The organism is Actinoplanes sp. NPDC023936 (assembly GCF_040639325.1).
Lineage (GTDB): Bacteria > Actinomycetota > Actinomycetes > Mycobacteriales > Micromonosporaceae > Actinoplanes.
The window spans coordinates 235,800-252,490 of sequence record NZ_JBEZZR010000004.1 but is presented as its reverse complement, the minus strand read 5'-3'; the positions used below and the strand labels follow the sequence as shown (position 1 = coordinate 252,490).

Below are 16,691 nucleotides of genomic sequence, written 5' to 3'. Positions count from 1 at the left end.
ATCACCCTGCACAGCAGCAACACGCGCCTCCAAGTTCGATCAAGCTACGACGCGAAGAGTAGCCATCGATCGCTCGGAGCCCGCAATCAGCTCGCTTCGATGATCGCCTTCTCGATCGCGCCCAAGAGCTTAGCTGCCTCGCTCGCGGGGACGCCGCCACCCTGAGCAAGGTCGGCGTTGCCGCCGCCACGACCGGAAAGAGCCGCCTTGACCAGGTCGGACGCGGAGAGCCCGCGACCCTTGGCGGCGCTGTTGATCGCTACGATCAGTGACGCCTTGCCTCCGGAGCGCGCCGTCACCGCGACCACCGCCGGTCGAGCCGGGTCGATCTTGCTGCGGATCTCCTGCGCCAGCGTCCGCACGTCGTTGCCGGCCGCGCCCTCCGGCGCCTCGGTGCCGACGTACGCCACGCCGTCCAGGTTCTTCGCCGCCTCGGCGAGACCGCCGGCGCCCGCGAGCACCATCTGGGCCCGCATCTTCTCCAGCTCCTTCTCCGCGTCGCGCAGCGCCGCCACGGTGTGCTCGACCCGGTCGGCGACCTGGTCGTTCGGCACCCGGAACAGCTCGGCGAGACGGGAGACCAGCAGGTGCTCCTTGGCGAGGAAGCCGAACGCGTCGATGCCGACGAGCGCCTCCACCCGGCGGACGCCGGAACCGATCGAGGACTCGTTGAGGATCTTCACGAGGCCCAGCTGGCCGGAGCGCGCCACGTGCGTGCCACCGCACAGCTCGCGGGCGTAGTCGCCGACCTCGACCACGCGGACCTCGTCGCCGTACTTCTCGCCGAAGAGCGCCATCGCGCCGAGCCTGCGCGCTTCCTCCTGGGAGGTGATGAACGCGTGCACCTCGAGGTCGCGCAGCAGCACCTCGTTGATCTGCTGCTCCACGTCGTTCAGCACGGTCGGGGAGACCGCGCCCGGCGTGTTGAAGTCGAACCGCAGACGGCCCGGCGCGTTCAGCGAACCCGCCTGGGTCGCCGACTCGCCGAGGAAGTTCCGCATCGTCTGGTGCACCAGGTGCGTCGCGGTGTGCGAACGGGAGATGGCCCGGCGGCGGTCGATGTCGATCTCCGCGAAACCTGTCTCGCCGGCCCGCACCTCACCGCTGAGCACCCGCGCCTTGTGCACGATCAGGCCCGGAATGGGCTGCTGCACGTCGACGATCTCCAGCCGGCCGCCGCCGACGTTGATCACGCCGGTGTCCGCCTGCTGGCCACCGCCCTCGGCGTAGAACGGGGTGGTGTCGAGCACCAGCTCGACGAAGTCGCCCTCGCCGGCCACCTCGACCCGGCCCGAGCCGCCGATCAGCGCGCGCACCCGCGACTCACGGCTGATCTCCTGGTAGCCGGTGAACTCGACAGCGCCACCCTCGTCCAGCGCCGACCGGTACGCCGAGAGGTCCGCGTGACCCGTCTTGCGCGCTGCCGCGTCCGCCTTCGCCCGGGCCCGCTGGTCACTCATCAGCCGGCGGAAACCCTCCTCGTCGACCGAGAGGCCCTGCTCGCTGGCGATCTCCAGGGTCAGGTCGATCGGGAAGCCGTACGTGTCGTGCAGCTGGAACGCCTTCTCGCCCTGCAGGAACGCCCCGCCGGACTTCTTGGTCTCGGCGATCGCCACGTCCAGGATCGTGGTGCCCGCCTTCAGCGTGGAGAGGAACGCGTCCTCCTCCGCGTAGGCGTACGTCGAGATCCGGCCGAAGTCCTTCGCGAGCTCCGGGTACGACGGCGACATGCAGTCCCGCGCGATCGGCAGCAGGATCGGCAGCGCCTCCTCCTGCCAGCCGAGCAGGCGGATCGCCCGGATCGCCCGGCGCATGATCCGGCGCAGCACGTAGCCACGGCCCTCGTTGCTCGGGGTCACGCCGTCGCCGATCAGCATCAGCGAGGTCCGGACGTGGTCCGCGATCACCCGCAGGCGCACGTCGTCGGGGTGGCTCTGGTTCGCCGCGTGGCCGGAGTGCGCGCCGTACTTCTTGCCGGTCATCTCGGCGGCCTTGGCCAGGATCGGCCGGACCTCGTCGATCTCGTACAGGTTGTCGACGCCCTGCAGGATCGAGGCGATGCGCTCCAGGCCCATGCCGGTGTCGATGTTCTGCTTCGGCAGGTCATCGACGATCCGGAAGTCCTCCTTCGACTTCACGTCGGTGATCTCGTGCTGCATGAAGACCAGGTTCCAGAACTCCAGGTACCGGTCCTCGTCGACCTCCGGGCCGCCCTCCTGGCCGTACTCCGACCCGCGGTCGTAGTACAGCTCCGAGCACGGGCCCGCCGGGCCGGGGATGCCCATCGACCAGAAGTTGTCCTTCCGGCCGCGGCGCACGATCCGCTCGGCCGGCATGCCGGTCTGCTTCCAGATCTCGATGGCCTCGTCGTCGTCCAGGTAGACGGTCGCCCAGATCCGCTCCGGGTCCAGGCCGAAACCACCCTGCTCGACCGGCTTCGTGGACAGCTCCCAGGCCAGCGGGATCGCGCCGGCCTTGAAGTAGTCGCCGAACGAGAAGTTGCCGTTCATCTGGAAGAACGTGCCGTGCCTGCTCGTCTTCCCGACCTCGTCGATGTCGGGCGTGCGGATGCACTTCTGCACGCTCGCCGCGCGCGAGAACGCCGGCGTCTGCTGCCCCAGGAAGTACGGCACGAACTGCACCATGCCGGCGTTGATGAACAGCAGGTTCGGGTCGTCGATAGCGGGCAGCGGGGCACTCGGGACCACCGTGTGCCCGTTGGCCTCGAAATGCGCCAGAAAGCGCCGCTTGACTTCCGCCGTCTTCATCGATTTCCCTCCTGCGTGCCGTATCCCGCGTCGTCGCGCAGGTCGGCGAATTTATCCTCGTACAGCTCCCCCGCGGCGAACGCCTGGTGAATCTGTTCCTCGCGCTCGGCCATGCCGTCGCGGACGTCATCAACGAAGCTACGCAGCGACTCGACGAGCCCGCCAGCGGATTCCGACAGTGACGTCGCGATGCCGGTCGGGGTGAACTCGTTGGCCTTCTGATTGAGCTTGCGGACCACGATGGCGCCGACCGCCAGACCGACACCGAGCCAGAGCAGGCGCTTCATCAGCGGCCTGCCTTACGCCGCTGCTTGATAGCGGCGCGGACCTCGCGGTCCTCCTCGGCATGCCGGCGAGCGGCGGCCGCCTTGCGAACCCCGTACCCGAAGGAAGCGACCTTGACCAGCGGGTTGGCCGCGGCCGCGGAAACGACGGTGACCAGGTTCGCGATGTTCGCGGTGACGTTCTGAGCGTGCTCGGTCATCGTGTCGACCTTGGCGAGCTGCACGTTGACGCCGTCCAAAGAGACCTGAACCTGACCGAGGGCGGTGTTCACGTTCTCCACGGTGGTGTTCACGTTGGTCAGCAGCGGACCGGTGCGGTCCACCACGTCGTTGATGGCACGGGTGGCGGCGTCCACCGTGCGGCCCAGCTTCAGGATCGGCACGGCCAGCACGAGCACGAGCATCAGGAAGGCGCCCGCCGCGATCAGACCTGCGATTTCTCCGGCGTCCATGTAGCGCGTCTCCTCTTCGGGTGGTCACGGTTCGGCGGGACAACGCAGGTGACCCTACCGTCCGTGACCACCGCCCGCGTCACGACGCCTCGGGTGTCGGCTCCAAGAGGGGATCATCGGTCGGCAGCACCGGGTCCGGCGTCTCGCCGACCAGTCCCGGGTTGGTCTCCGTCTTGCCCCGCAGATCAGTGATCGTGTTCTGCACCTTGATGCTGACCGTCGATCCGTCGCACTTCTCCGGCGCCGCGTCCTCGCCGGTGCCCTCGGCCGGCGTCACCTGCTCCACCGCACAACCCGGCAGGCTGACGTAGAGGTCCAGAGTCAACTCGTCACGACGCCAGCAGCTGTAGGAGCCCTCGTCGGTGTTGATCGCCGTCTCCGGGCAGTCGGCGACCTTCCACTGCTTCCAGCCGGCCGCTGTCAGCGCGCTCGTGTACGCCTCGGTGGTCTCCGGGAACGACTTCTCCGACTCCGCGATCCGCTCCCGGAACCGGCAGTCCAGGAAGCACCAGCGACTGCCGTACCCCTGATCCTCTGCCTTCTGGGCCGCCCACGACGGAACGTTCAGCGCATCGAGTGACGCGAACACCGGGTCGCTCGTCATAGACCGGATCCCGAACACCGCCGGGAGCACGAGCAGCACGAGCGCCGCCAGCGTCGACAGCACGCCCACCCGCAGACGCCGCTGCGTGCGGATCTTGTGCCGCAGCCCCTCTTTCTCCGCTGCGGCGGAAGCCTCACTCCGGCCGTCATTCCGGCCGTCGGATGAGGGCCCGGCCGTGGCGGGCTGCCCGTCCACGGCGCTCTGGCCGGGCCCGTCCACCAGGTCCAGCCCAGCGCCGGGCGGCGCCGGGACGGCAGCGCCCGCCCGGACCGGTCCGGTGCCGTCCGGGCTCACCGCGGCGCGGCCGGGGACGGCGGCGCCGGCCCGGATCGGGCCCGTGCCCTCGGGGCCCGTGTTGTCCGGGCTCACAGCTGCGCGGCCGGGGACGGCGGCGCCGCCCCGGATCGGACCCGTGCCTTCGGGGCCACCGCCAGCCCGGATCGGGCCCGTGCCTTCGGGGCCACCGCCGGCCCGGATCGGGCCCGTGCCTTCGGGGCCGGCGCCGGGCGGTCCGGGCACGGCAGCGCCCGCCCGGACCGCACCGGTCGTGTCTCGTCCTACAACGGCCCGGCCACCCGGCACCGTGGCGCCACCGCGGGCCGGACCCGCGTCAGGTCCTGCCGGGCCACGCCCGGGCACCGCGGCACCACCGCGAGCCGGACCCCCGTCGGGTCCGGCCGGGGCAACCGCGGCGGCACCCATGGCGCCGGCTGCCGGGCCCGCCACACCGGGCGGTCCCTGCGGTGCGACCCCGCCCTTCGCTCCCGGAACGGCAGCGCCACCCCGGGCCCGGCCGGGACGCTGTCCCCGGCGGCCTCCGTCATCTCGCTGCTGGTCGGGGTCGTCGCCCGCCCAGATCTCGCCGGACATCTCACCGTCCGGCACACCGGGCGTCTCGCCACGGCGCACCGCTGCGGCCGGTCCGGAGGCTGCTGTTCCGGTTTGCCCGGGGACTGCCACTCCGGCCGTACCCCGGTCCGCTCCGCTCTGTGGCGGCACGCTCGCGGCGCCGCGCGGAGGCCGCCCCGCGCCCGGCCGCTGGATCACGCCGGAGGTGCTGTCGGCCATCGCGCCGGCCCGTCCCGGAACAGCCGGGGTGCGAGCGCCCTCCGGCCCGGGAACGACCGGCGGAACCACCGCTGCCGTACCGGCCGCACGCGCGGGCCGCCCGTCACCGGGCCCGACCCGGCGCGGTCCCGGCACAGCACCGGCGCCACCGGCGCCCGGCCCTTGACCAGCCGCCCCGTCCTCCGGCTCAGCGGCTCGGTGACCGGGCCGGACGAATCCGTGCGTCCCACTGTCCGGCTCAACACCGGCCGCGTGATGGCCTCCCCGCGCGAACCCCTGCGTCCCACTGTCCGGCTCAACACCGGCCGCGTGATGGCCTCCCCGCGCGAAACCGTGCGCCCCGGTGTCCGGCTCGGCTTCGGCAGCACGATGTCCCGGCCGGGCGAAACCCTGCGTCCCGGTGTCCGGCTCGGCGTCGGCGCCGCGCCGCCGCACGAACCGCTGCGCGCCGGTCTCGGTTCCGGCCTGGCTGGCCGCACGCCGGGCGCCCCGGCTGCGGGGCTCCCCACCGGGCCCGACGATGCCGTAGGCACCGCTGTCGGTGCCCGGATTCACGTACCCGTGAGCGCCGGTGTCCGTACCCGTCTCCACGTACCCCTGAGCGCCGGCGCCCGCACCCGGCTCGGTTACCCGGCCATGGCGGCCGGTCGGCTCCTCGGTGTACCCGTCCTGCTCGGCCCGCGCCCGCCGTCCCCGCGCCCGGCCGCCCCGCTCGTCACCGGGCTGACCGGTCGCGGGCCGGCCACCAGCCGGCTCGGGCCCGGCGTCGAAACCACGCGGCATGGCCCCGGACTGATGCACGGCCGGATCCACCGGTCCCACAGCACCACGCGGCATGGCTCCGGACTGATGCACCGCCGGGTCCATCGGTCCCACAGCACCACGTGGCATCGCACCCGGCTGGTGAACGGCCGGATCCACCGAAGCCCGGCCCCCGGCGACTCCGCGCGGGACAGCCCCGGACTGGTGCACAGCCGGATCCACCGGCGCGACAGCGGCACGCCCAGCGCCGCCGGCGACACCGCGCGGAATCGCCCCTGATTGATGCACGGCCGGATCCACCGGTCCCGCACCGGCCTGGTGAACGCCGGGATGCCCGGCCTCCCCCGGCTCCTGCGGCCGGAAACGATCACGAGCCGGCCCGGCCGGCGACATCGGCCGCACTCCGGGCGCGGTACCCCGCATACCCGGCGAAACGGGCCGCGCCGAGCCGGCCTGGGCACCACGCCCGGCCGGGACCTCGGGCGCGTTCCCCGACGCCGGAATCCCGCCCCCGACACTCCCGGGAGCCGGCGGCACAGCGCCGGGCGGCACGGCGCCGGGCGGCACGGCGCCGGGCGGCACGGCGCCGGGCGGCGCAGCACCCGGCTGCGCGGCACCGCGCGGCGCAACACCGGGCGGCACAGCACCCGGCGGCACAGCACCCGGCGGCACAGCACCCGGCGGCACGGCACCCGGCGGCACCGCGCGCTGTCCGGGCATGACCGGCCCGGCAGAACCTCGTGCACCGGGCGGAACCTGCCCACCAGCACCGGGTCGCTGGCCCGCAGCACCCGCGCCCGGTCGCTGTCCCGGGCCACCGGGCGCGCCCGGACCGGGACGCTGTCCCCCACCGCCCGGCCCCGGCGGCATCGATCCGGGCGGCATCGATCCGGGCGGCATCGATCCGGACGGCATCGATCCGGGCGGCATCGCGCCGGCACCGGCGGCACCGGGCGCAGGCGGTCCGGGCGGGACCGCGCCGGAGCGTACCCCCGGCTGTTGTTGCGCCGCAGGCGGACCGGAAACCTGGCGCGGACCGCCGCCCTGCCGGCCGCCGGTGTTATCGCCCGGCGACTCCTCGTCGTGACCGGGCAGGAAGATGTCCTCGTCGGGCACGTCGTCCGGGCCGGGAGCGACCCGCCCGGACTTGCTGACGCGCCCCTCGCCGGGACGCATGCCGGGCCCGATCGCCGCGCGCTCCTGTTTGGCGGTACGCAGGTCGTCGAGCCAGCCGGTCTCCTCGCGCGGCACCTCAGCGGGCACCTCGGGCGGCTCGGCGGGGTTGCGGCCGCGCCCGAATCGCCGGCCTTTCTTACCGCCGGTGTCGTCGGGCCGATCGGCACCCCGCGCTGTCACGGCTGTTCCTCCCCGGCGGCGTCGCCGCTGTCGTCTATCCGCACATCATCGTCCCCGGAGCCATCCGACTCCGGCCCCGCGCCATCCGAACCCCGCTCGGCCCCGTCCGAACCCCGCTCGGCGCCATCGGAATCCCGCCCGGCGCCGCTCGGACCCGCGTCGGCCGAGGGCGTCGCGGCACCGCTCGAACCCGGATCGGAACCCGCCGAGGACTGTGCCGCATCCTCGGCTCGTGCACCACCCGCCGCGCGGTCCGGCGCACCCGCCGAAGCGGTAGCCGGCCTGCTCGCCCCGCTGGTTGCGGGCTCACCGGCAGCCGGCCGCGGACCGGGACCGAGGCCACGCACGATCCGGCGCAGACGCGGCACCCGCTCCCCCACCGCACGCTCGGCGCCGTGGTCGGTCGGCCGATAGTAGTCGGTGCCGACGAGATCGTCCGGGGCGTACTGCTGGCGGACCACCCCACGCTGATCATCGTGCGGGTAGCGGTAGCCACGCCCGTGCCCGAGCCCTTTCGAACCCGGGTAGTGCGCGTCGCGCAGATGCGCCGGGACCGCACCGCCCCGACCGGCCCGCACATCCGCCATGGCCTCACCGAGTGCGACCGTCACGCTGTTCGACTTGGGTGCTGTCGCGCAGTGCACCACGGCCTGCGCCAGATTCAGTCCCGCTTCGGGCAAACCCACATTCTGTACGGCCTGAGCCGCCGCCGACGCCACCAGGAGCGCCTGCGGATCGGCCATCCCGACGTCCTCGCTCGCGAAGATCACGAGCCGGCGCGCGATGAACCGCGGGTCCTCCCCGGCGACGAGCATCCGGGCGAGCCAGTGCATCGCCGCGTCCGGGTCGCTGCCCCGCATGCTCTTGATGAAGGCGCTGATCACGTCGTAGTGCGCGTCGCCGTCCCGGTCGTAGCGGACGGCCGCCACGTCGACCGCCCGCTCCGCCGTGGCGAGGTCGATCTCCTTGACGTCCTGCGCGATCGCCGAGCCGGCTGCGGCTTCCAGGGCGGTGAGCGCTTTGCGGACGTCGCCGGACGCCAGCCGTACCAAATGCTCCTCGGCCTCGGCGGAGAGCGTGACAGCGCCGCCCAGCCCGCGCTCGTCGGTGATCGCGCGCCGGATCAGGCCGCGAACGTCGTCGTCACCGAGCGCCTGCAGTGTGAGCAGCACACAGCGGGAGAGCAACGGCGAAATAACTGAGAAGTACGGATTCTCGGTCGTCGCCGCGAGCAGCGTGACAGTCCGGTCCTCGACCGCGGCGAGAAGCGAGTCCTGCTGGGTCTTGCTGAAGCGGTGCACCTCGTCGATGAAGAGAACCGTGGGCGGCCCGCCGTAGCGACGCTCCCGCCGGGCTGTCTCGATCACCGCGCGCACGTCTTTCACCCCGGCGGTCAGCGCGGACATCGCCACGAACTTGCGGTCCGTCGCATGCGCCACCAGATGCGCGATCGTGGTCTTGCCGGTGCCCGGCGGACCCCAGAGGATCACCGACATCGGGCTGGCGCCGGTCACCAGCTGGCGCAGCGGCGCACCCGGCGCGAGCAGGTGTTCCTGCCCCACGAGCTCGTCCAGCGACGCCGGTCGCATCCGCACCGGCAACGGCGCGTCCGTCGAAGGCGTCCCGAATCCGCCGGTGTCACCGCCAGCCGGAGCCGCCGCCGGAGCCGCCGCCGGAGCGCCCGGCGGCGCGAGTGAGAAGAGCCCGTCCGTGTCCATCACAATCGACAGTACCGGCCTCCCCGACCCAATCCGAAACCGCCAACACCCAGCCAACTCCCAGCGTCGTCAGCTACCGAGCCGGCCGGCCCCGAGCCCCACCGGACGCCGTTCCCCGCGCCCGTCACGCGCCTGTCACGCGCCGCTGCCCGCGCCTGTCACGCGCCACTGCCCGCGCCTGTCACGCGCCGCCGCCCGCGCCCGTCACGCGCCGCCGCCCGCGCCTTGTCACGCGCCGCCGTCCGTGCCCATCACGCGGCACTTGCCGCCTGCCAGGCGCCGCGCCCGCCCGTGAGTCAGCGACGGCCCGGTGAATCAGCGACGGCCCGGGTCGGCAGCCAGCACTCGCTGGCTGCGGCCCGGGCCGTCGCTGATGAAGAAGGGTCAGCCGCGACCCGGCCGCCGGCCGTAGAAGCGACGGCCGCTCGTGCCGTTGCCGGCACGCGGGCCGCTGCCGATGCCGGCCAGGTAGAGCGAGAGCAGCAGCAGACCCAGCGAAGCCAGGGTGGGGAAGTTGAACAGGTCGGGGGCGCCGAAGTTCGTGTCCAGCAAGTCAGCGATCAGCCAGATGCCGAAGACGACGGCGGCAGCGATGGCGAGCATCAATTCCTCCGGGGGATCAGAGAGCCAGTGACCTGCTGGTACCCGCCTGGGAGTGCTCCCGAAACACCTCCTTCGATCTAACGAGGTAGAGCGGTGCCGCAGCGGCCAGCACGACACCGCCCACGATGATCGCCGTCGGTGTCCCCGCACCGGCCGCCACCGCGGTCAGCACGATCGCGCCGAACGAGAACCCGGGCTGGCCCACCATGGAATTGAGCGAGAGCAGACTCGTCCGGTACTCCCCCTCGGCCTGCCGGTGCAGCAGACCGGCGTGCACCGGGTTAGCCGCGCCGTGCACCGCGTAACAGAGCAGGAAAGCACCGATCACCCCGGCCGGCCCGGCGAACAGGCCCATCCCGACGATCGTCACGCCCTGCACGATCTTCAGCGTGAACCCTGACCAGGCCGGGCCTATCCGCCGCGTCAGCAGCGGGACGAGCGCCGCCCCGGCCGCCGAGGCCGCCCAGGCCGCGGAGTTGACCGGGCCGAGCAGCGCACCGGCCGTTTCCGCGCTGGTGAGCTCACTGAGCCGAACCGCCATCAGCTTCTCGAAGGTCACCATCCCGATGCTCCAGAAGAACTCCACAGTGATCAGCGCCAGCACCACGCGGGAGCGGCGAACCAGCCTGAGCGCGCCGCCGATCGCGACCGGAACACCCCGGACCGAGGCGACCCAGGACGCGAGACCACGGGTGGAGCGCTCCTCGGTCATCAGCAGCGCCACTGCCACCGTGCTGACCAGGCTCAGTCCGAGTGCGACGAACACGGGCACGGTCAGCGCGCTCACCGGCCCGATCGGCCCCAGCCACACCAGGCCACCGCTGATCAGCGCCGCCCCGGCGATGGCGAGGCCGAGCACCACGCCGCTGCGGGACAGGCCGCCCTCGATGTCAGCCTTGGGATCGGCGGCCAGGGCATGATCGACATACCAAGCCTCCAGCGGGCCGCTGTCGAGCGCGCGGTAGACGCCCTGCAACAAATAGACCACGGCGAACAGCGCCACCGAGTCGGCGAAGCTCCAGATCGCCAGCGAAGCGAGGTTCACCACCCCGGCGATCAGCAGCACCGGCCGGCGGCCGAGCGCGTCGGAGAGGCCACCGGTGGGCAGCTCCAGGACCAGAACCGTGAAACCCTGGATCGCCGCGACCGCGCCGACCTGGGCGATGCTCAGTCCACGCTCCAGCGGCAGCAGGACCAGCACCGGAATCGTCAGCCCGACCGGGAACCAGCGCAGCCCGAGCAGGAACAAATAGCGGAATCGAGCCTGCTCGACGGTCATCACGACACCTCCGACTCCGAACTCGGCTTCGGCAGGGCGGCCATGTAGAAGTCGACCCGGCGAGCGCCGGGCTCGGGATCGGCTCGTGCATAGCGCTCCACGACCTCGTCCAACTCGTCCAGCAGCCTGCGAACCTGTGCCGGACTCAGTGTCAGCAGGTAATCGGAGATCCCGCCGGTGTCGCGCCACGCCGCCGACTCCCGGGACACGCCGTGCTGCCATGTCTCGGCCAGCTCGACGAACCGATTGACCTGGAAGGTCTCCAGCCACACGACGGCCGCCGCGGCGTCCGGGTCGTCGGCGTAGTCGCTGCGCTGCCAGCTGGACATGTCGTGGACGGCCCGCCACCAGCGCTGGCGGCCGCTGCCGGGGCGCTCCTCCTCGACGACCAGGCCGGCTTCGGCGAGCTGTCGCAGGTGATAGCTGGTCGCGCCGGTGTTGGTGCTGAGCGTGTCGGCCAGCTGAGTGGCGGTCGCCGGCCCGTCGCCGCGCAGGCGTGCGAGCAGGCGGATCCGCAGCGGGTGAGCGAGCACCCGGATCTGCCGGCCAGTGAGGTGCACGTGGCTGAGTTCGTCTGCCATGCGAGCACAATATCTGTGCACAAACTCTTTGCACAAGTTCTTTGCACGGTTAATGTGGAAGCACGACCGGGCCCCCGGCGCGGACCGCGCGGAGGGCCTGGAAGGAAAGGCGACAGGAGATCAGTCAGCGAGTTTGAAGAGCAGGACCGTTTCCCACTGGTGCATGTCGGGCTGTTCGGCCGGGTTGGTCATGAGCATCTCCAACCGGCAGCCCCACACCTCACCGGTGGGGGTGGGCGTCATGTCCCAGGTGAGGCCACGGTCCTGCGCCCAGCCGAGGAGGCGTGCTGTGACAGCCATCAACTCATCCGGGTGGCCGACGTGAGCGACGGTCACATAGCGGCCGGCCGGCAGCGTGCCGGCGAATCCGGGCCCGTCCACCTCGACCGGCCCGGCGACCGGGATGCCGGCCTCGACCACCATCTCGGCGGCCATGTCGATCTCGCGATAGCGGAAGAACGGCGCGCCTGCGACCGGGACCCCACGGCTCGCCAGGTCGGCGAACATGGTGGGGAGATGGTCGGCGACGCGTGCGAAATCGGTCATGATTATCGATTCGCGGCGGCCGAGGTAAGGCTGCTCGGGTCGCTGGACGATCGTCGGCTCCACCTGGACAGTCTCACAGGGAAACCCGGCGTGTGCATGCCGGCGGAGACAAAGCCGGACCAGCTCGGGCAGCGAGCTGGTCCGGCGTCCCGGTCGGCCGGGGGTTCAGTTCGAGTGCTGGACCGGGGCGGCCTGCCCGTCCGTGCCAGGCGTGCCTGCCGCCGCCTTCGGCTTCGCGTCGATGCCTGCTTCAAGGCGCTGCTGCGCGGTGATCGGCGTCGGCGCGGTGGTCAGCGGGTCGAAACCGCCACGGGTCTTCGGGAAGGCGATGACCTCACGGATCGACTCGTTGCCGGAGAGCAGCATGCAGGTCCGGTCCCAGCCGAGCGCGATGCCGGCGTGCGGCGGCGGGCCGTACTTGAAGGCTTCGAGCAGGAAGCCGAACTTGTCCGCGGCCTCCTCCGGCGTGATGCCGAGCAGGTCGAAGACGCGGCTCTGCACGTCGGCACGGTGGATACGGACCGAGCCGCCGCCGATCTCGTTGCCGTTGCAGACGATGTCGTAAGCGTAGGCGAGCGCCTGATCGGGCGCTTCCTCGAAACGGGGCTCCCACTCCTCGTTCGGCGAGGTGAAGGGGTGGTGGACGGCGGTCCAGCCGCCCTCGTCGGTCTTCTCGAACATGGGAGCGTCGACGACCCAGCAGAACGCCCAGGCCGACTCGTCGATCAGGTTCGCCCGCTTGGCGATCTCGATCCGAGCCGCGCCCAGCAGTTCCTGAGCCTCACGCCGCTCGGCCGCCGCCGCGAAGAAGATCGCGTCGCCCGGCTTCGCGCCGACCGCGTCCGCCAGCCCGGTCAGGTGCTCGGCGGACAGGTTCTTCGCGACCGGGCCGCGGGCCTCACCGGTCTCCGCGTCCAGCACGACGTAAGCGAGACCGCGAGCGCCACGCGCCTTCGCCCAGTCCTGCCAGCCGTCCAGCTCCTTGCGGGTCTGCGACGCGCCGCCCGGCATGACGACCGCACCGACGTAACCACCCGCGTCGATCGCGCCGGCGAAGACCCGGAAGGAGGTGCCCCGGAGATATTCGGTGAGCTCGACCAGCTCGACGGAGTACCGCAGGTCCGGCTTGTCCGAGCCGTAACGGTTCATCGCGTCGGTCCAGGTGATCCGCGGGATCGGCAGCGGGATCTCGTAACCCGCGAGCTCGCTCCACAGCTTGGAGACGATCTCCTCGCCGAGGGCGATCACGTCGTCCTGGGTGACGAACGACATCTCGATGTCCAGCTGGGTGAACTCCGGCTGCCGGTCGGCGCGGAAGTCCTCGTCCCGGTAACACCGGGCAATCTGGTAATAGCGCTCCATACCGGCGACCATCAACAGCTGCTTGAAGAGCTGCGGGGACTGCGGCAGGGCGTACCAGGTGCCGGGCTGCAGCCGGACCGGCACCAGGAAGTCACGGGCGCCCTCGGGCGTCGACCGGGTCAGGGTCGGCGTCTCGATCTCGTTGAAATCGTGAGCATGCAGCACCTCCCGCGCGATCTGGTTGGCGCGGCTGCGCAGGCGCAGCGCCTTCGCCGGGCCGGAACGCCGCAGGTCGAGGTACCGGTACTTGAGACGCAGGTCGTCGGCCGCGGTGACGGTGTCGTCGATCGGCAGCGGCAGCGGGGCCGCCTCGGAGAGCACGACGAGCTCGCTCGCGACGACTTCGATCGCGCCGGTGGCCAGCTCCGGGTTCTCGTTGCCGGCCGGGCGGGCGTTGACCTCGCCGACGACCTTCACACAGAACTCGTTGCGCAGCGCGTGCGCGTCCTCCTCGCGGAACACGACCTGGACCACGCCGGAGGCGTCACGGAGGTCGACGAAGATGACACCGCCGTGGTCGCGCCGGCGGGCGACCCACCCGGCGAGCGTCACCGTCGTGCCGGCGTCACTGGCGCGCAGTGTCCCGGCGTCATGGGTACGGATCACGGAAATGTCTCCTTACAGGGTTCGCGGGGCGCACCCGACATTCTGTCAGGCACGCCCCGCGCTGCGTGCCACGGGTTAGTCAAGGACCTTCCACGACGTGGCCCGCAGGCCGGCGGTGCCGGTGCCGCCGACGTCGATGATCTCCACAAGAGCGAGGACCGCCGGAGCGCCCGCCGTGAGCACACACAACGCCGTGCCTCTCTTCACCTCGACATCCGCGCCGGGCCCGAGCGGGCTGGTCCGGATCGACCGCAGGCAACCGGCCGCGTCCGCGTCGGCGTTGCTCCGCTGGCTGCCACTCGCCGCTCCGGCGCCGAGGCTCAGGCGAGGCGACTCGCCCCCGCACCGGCTGTCGTAACGCAGGTCGGCCACCTGCTCCTGAACGTCGGCGCGCGGTTCGTCCAGGTCCAGGAAGATCACGGCGGCGCAGCCGACCTGGACCCGCAACGGCTCCTTCGCGTAGGCGACCGGGTAATCCTCCGGCCCGGGCGGCCGGTCGACAGGGGTGGTGCCGACCGGCATCGCGTGACGCATCGGGGCCATGGTGAGCGTCCGCCAGGAGAAGTAACCGGCGACCGCCGAGATCAGCAACGCCAGCACGCTAATCACGACAGCGACGGCTGCGCCGCCGCGCCGCTTGGCCTTGGGTTGCGGTTTCGCCGGATGAAGCGGTTCGGTGGGGCCTTCAGAAAAGGACACTTCGGGGGTACGGGTCAGCCACGGCCGCTCGTGAGGCGTGTGCGGTCCGGCCGCCGACCGGCTCCGCGAGGCTCCCGAGTTGGCCGCTGCCACGGACGTCCCCTGGATCACCTGATGGCGCCGCCCGGCGTCCTGGGGGTAGGCCGCGTCGCGGGCGGGATAGGCCGCGTTGCGCGCGGGATAGGCGGTGTTGCCGACGGGGTGGGCGGTGTTGCCGACGGGATAGGCGGCGTTGCCGACGGGCTGGAACTGCGGGCGAGGAGACGGCTGCGGCCGAGCGGATCGAGGGCTGGGACGACCGGCAGCACCCTCAGCGGGGACATGCTGAGACGAGACGGGCGGGGCGGACGCGTGGATGGCGGGGTGGTTGTCGGGTGGATCCGCGGGCTGGTTGCCGGTTGCACGGAAAACGGGCATGGCGAACTCCGGCTGCGCATAGGGGTAAAATGCTTCATCGGCGCCCAACTACCGTAAACAGGCGTTATCCCGGCAGACCATCCCTCGGTGAGGCGACCCACCGCATGGATGATTTCCCATGCGTGAGCCCGTCATCCTGACGATTGGTCCGCGGCCGGGCGCGTTTCAGGACCACCGAACCTCAGAAACAGGACCACCGGACCTCAGAAACAGGACCACCGGACCTCAGAAACAGGACCACCGAACCTCGGGAAACGGAACCTCAGAAATACGTGTGCAGGACGTCCACCACGCGCCGCTCCTCATCGACCACCGGGATGTCCCGCCACTTGTCGAACGCCGTACACGGATGGGAGATGCCGAACCGGATCAGGTCGCCGGGGACCAGCTCGGCCCCGTCGACCGCCAGATAGGTGTGATGGTCGTTGAGCTTGCCGACCCGGATCCCGGTGGCCGGGCGCACCCGACCCCGGCCGTCGCGGACCTCCATCGGCACCGGCAGGCCCTCGTCGAACGGCGCGTCGCGCTTTCCCATCCCGGCGATGGCGAGGCCCGGTTCCGGCGTCGAGAGCACCTGCGCCCAGATCTCCAGGGCGGCCGCGAGCGGGCCCTCACCCGGAACCCGGACGAACGGCGTGCGCTCCCGGTAGAACCCGTCGTCGTGGGTGACCGACGCCCCGCTGCGCAGGATCACCCGCGTTCCGGGGGCGAGCCGGCGGAATCGGTCGACGACCCGGTCGAACCAGGCGCTGCCGCCGGCCGAGACGATGGGCCGCTCCGGCAGCAGCCCGGCTTTGGTGAGCCGCTCGACGCCGTCGACCAGCCGATCCAGGTAGGCGTCCACTCCGGCCTGATCGGCGAGCTGTCCCTCGTACCCGGTGACACCGGCCAGTTCCACACCCGGCGCCGCGCCCGCGGCCCGGGCCACGTCCTCGAGCTCGTCGAGGGTACGCACCCCGGTCCGCCCACCCGGGTGCCCGAGTTCGACGAGGACCCGCAGCGGGCCCCCGGTGGCCGCCGCAGCCGAGACCCCGGCGACCGAGTCGACCTGGAAGTACACCTCCCAGCCGGCCGCCGACTCCCGTGCCAGCCAGGACAGCGCCACCCGATCGAGAACCTGGTTGGCGATCAGCACCCGTTCGACGCCGAGCCGCCGCAGCACCAGCGCCTGGTTGGGGGTGGCGACCGTCATCCCCCACGCCCCGGCCCGGAGCTGAGCCTCGATCAGGCCGGGCGCCATGGTGGTCTTGGCGTGCGGAGCGAAGTCTGCGCCGTGCCGCCGGCAGTACGCGGCCATCGTCGCGATGTTCGCCTCCACGGCCGCGCGCCGCACCACCATCAGCGGCCAGGTGAAGCCGCCGCCGAAGATGCTCGGCTGATCCACCCCGATCGACTCCGCCCCGATCGACGGCAGAGCCTCGTCCGGCGCCCAGAACCCCTTGCTACGCCAGTCCACAGTCACCATGGCCTCCTTTGCCGACGGTCACACAAAGCGCGGGACTGCACCCGCTTCCCGCATCCTTCACCCGCGAGGTCGAGAATCGCTGAGGCAACACCGTGCGCCGCCGGGAACCCCTGCCCCGATA

The 16,691-nt window shown here is 71.8% G+C and carries 13 protein-coding genes; 1 reads left to right on the top strand and 12 read right to left on the bottom strand.

All coding sequences use genetic code 11. The features are described from left to right. Positions 1–86 precede the first annotated feature (86 nt). From alaS to AB0F72_RS07390, 4 genes are all read right to left on the bottom strand, one after another. The gene (alaS, locus tag AB0F72_RS07405; RefSeq protein ID WP_360426682.1) at positions 87–2,768 is read right to left on the bottom strand and encodes an alanine--tRNA ligase; all 2,682 of its coding nucleotides are present in this window, start codon (positions 2,766–2,768) and stop codon (positions 87–89) included. Further along, a complete protein-coding gene (locus AB0F72_RS07400; RefSeq protein ID WP_360426679.1) occupies positions 2,765–3,055 on the bottom strand; it encodes a hypothetical protein in 291 nt (96 codons plus the stop codon). The genes alaS and AB0F72_RS07400 overlap by 4 nt, the downstream gene beginning before the upstream one ends. Further along, complete coding sequence (locus tag AB0F72_RS07395) at positions 3,055–3,504, bottom strand: DUF948 domain-containing protein (RefSeq protein WP_360426677.1); 450 nt, start codon at positions 3,502–3,504, stop codon at positions 3,055–3,057. Before AB0F72_RS07395 ends, AB0F72_RS07400 begins: the two co-directional genes overlap by 1 nt. A gap of 79 nt (positions 3,505–3,583) precedes the next feature. Next, entirely contained in the window at positions 3,584–4,477 is an 894-nt protein-coding gene (locus AB0F72_RS07390) for a hypothetical protein (protein ID WP_360426674.1), read from the bottom strand. 861 nt (positions 4,478–5,338) lie between these two features. Here AB0F72_RS07390 and AB0F72_RS07385 point away from each other — a divergent pair. Next, on the top strand, positions 5,339–6,217 hold the full coding sequence (locus tag AB0F72_RS07385; protein ID WP_360426672.1) for a hypothetical protein: 879 nt from the start codon (positions 5,339–5,341) through the stop codon (positions 6,215–6,217). Between the two features lie 1,073 nt (positions 6,218–7,290). On the opposite strand, the gene AB0F72_RS07380 is transcribed toward AB0F72_RS07385, so the two are convergent. The 8 genes from AB0F72_RS07380 to AB0F72_RS07345 form a co-directional block, all read right to left on the bottom strand. Continuing rightward, positions 7,291–9,012: an AAA family ATPase gene (locus AB0F72_RS07380; protein WP_360426669.1), complete on the bottom strand. Its 1,722-nt coding sequence runs from the start codon at positions 9,010–9,012 to the stop codon at positions 7,291–7,293. Between the two features lie 384 nt (positions 9,013–9,396). After that, entirely contained in the window at positions 9,397–9,615 is a 219-nt protein-coding gene (locus tag AB0F72_RS07375) for a hypothetical protein (protein ID WP_360426666.1), read from the bottom strand. A 16-nt stretch (positions 9,616–9,631) separates the two neighbouring features. Continuing rightward, the gene (locus tag AB0F72_RS07370) at positions 9,632–10,894 is read right to left on the bottom strand and encodes an MFS transporter (RefSeq protein WP_360426663.1); all 1,263 of its coding nucleotides are present in this window, start codon (positions 10,892–10,894) and stop codon (positions 9,632–9,634) included. Next, positions 10,894–11,475: a helix-turn-helix domain-containing protein gene (locus AB0F72_RS07365; protein ID WP_360426660.1), complete on the bottom strand. Its 582-nt coding sequence runs from the start codon at positions 11,473–11,475 to the stop codon at positions 10,894–10,896. The genes AB0F72_RS07370 and AB0F72_RS07365 overlap by 1 nt, the downstream gene beginning before the upstream one ends. 120 nt (positions 11,476–11,595) lie before the next feature. Further along, entirely contained in the window at positions 11,596–12,084 is a 489-nt protein-coding gene (locus tag AB0F72_RS07360) for a GyrI-like domain-containing protein (protein WP_360426657.1), read from the bottom strand. A 102-nt stretch (positions 12,085–12,186) separates the two neighbouring features. Beyond that, positions 12,187–13,989 (bottom strand): aspartate--tRNA ligase, encoded by a 1,803-nt coding sequence (gene aspS / locus AB0F72_RS07355; protein ID WP_360426654.1) that lies wholly within the window; start codon positions 13,987–13,989, stop codon positions 12,187–12,189. 75 nt (positions 13,990–14,064) lie between these two features. Beyond that, positions 14,065–14,589, bottom strand: a complete 525-nt coding sequence (locus AB0F72_RS07350) for a hypothetical protein (protein ID WP_360426651.1) — start codon at positions 14,587–14,589, stop codon at positions 14,065–14,067. A gap of 778 nt (positions 14,590–15,367) precedes the next feature. Further along, positions 15,368–16,570: an alanine racemase gene (locus AB0F72_RS07345; RefSeq protein ID WP_360426648.1), complete on the bottom strand. Its 1,203-nt coding sequence runs from the start codon at positions 16,568–16,570 to the stop codon at positions 15,368–15,370. Positions 16,571–16,691: the final 121 nt, after the last annotated feature.

Excerpts from the sequence above, each read along its gene's own strand:
- AB0F72_RS07375 (WP_360426666.1), bottom strand. The coding sequence starts at position 9,615 with ATGCTCGCCATCGCTGCCGCCGTCGTCTTCGGCATCTGGCTGATCGCT.
- AB0F72_RS07365 (WP_360426660.1), bottom strand. The coding sequence starts at position 11,475 with ATGGCAGACGAACTCAGCCACGTGCACCTCACTGGCCGGCAGATCCGG.
- AB0F72_RS07400 (WP_360426679.1), bottom strand. The coding sequence starts at position 3,055 with ATGAAGCGCCTGCTCTGGCTCGGTGTCGGTCTGGCGGTCGGCGCCATC.
- AB0F72_RS07395 (WP_360426677.1), bottom strand. The coding sequence starts at position 3,504 with ATGGACGCCGGAGAAATCGCAGGTCTGATCGCGGCGGGCGCCTTCCTG.
- AB0F72_RS07380 (WP_360426669.1), bottom strand. The coding sequence starts at position 9,012 with ATGGACACGGACGGGCTCTTCTCACTCGCGCCGCCGGGCGCTCCGGCG.
- AB0F72_RS07370 (WP_360426663.1), bottom strand. The coding sequence starts at position 10,894 with ATGACCGTCGAGCAGGCTCGATTCCGCTATTTGTTCCTGCTCGGGCTG.
- AB0F72_RS07345 (WP_360426648.1), bottom strand. The coding sequence starts at position 16,570 with ATGGTGACTGTGGACTGGCGTAGCAAGGGGTTCTGGGCGCCGGACGAG.
- alaS (WP_360426682.1), bottom strand. The coding sequence starts at position 2,768 with ATGAAGACGGCGGAAGTCAAGCGGCGCTTTCTGGCGCATTTCGAGGCC.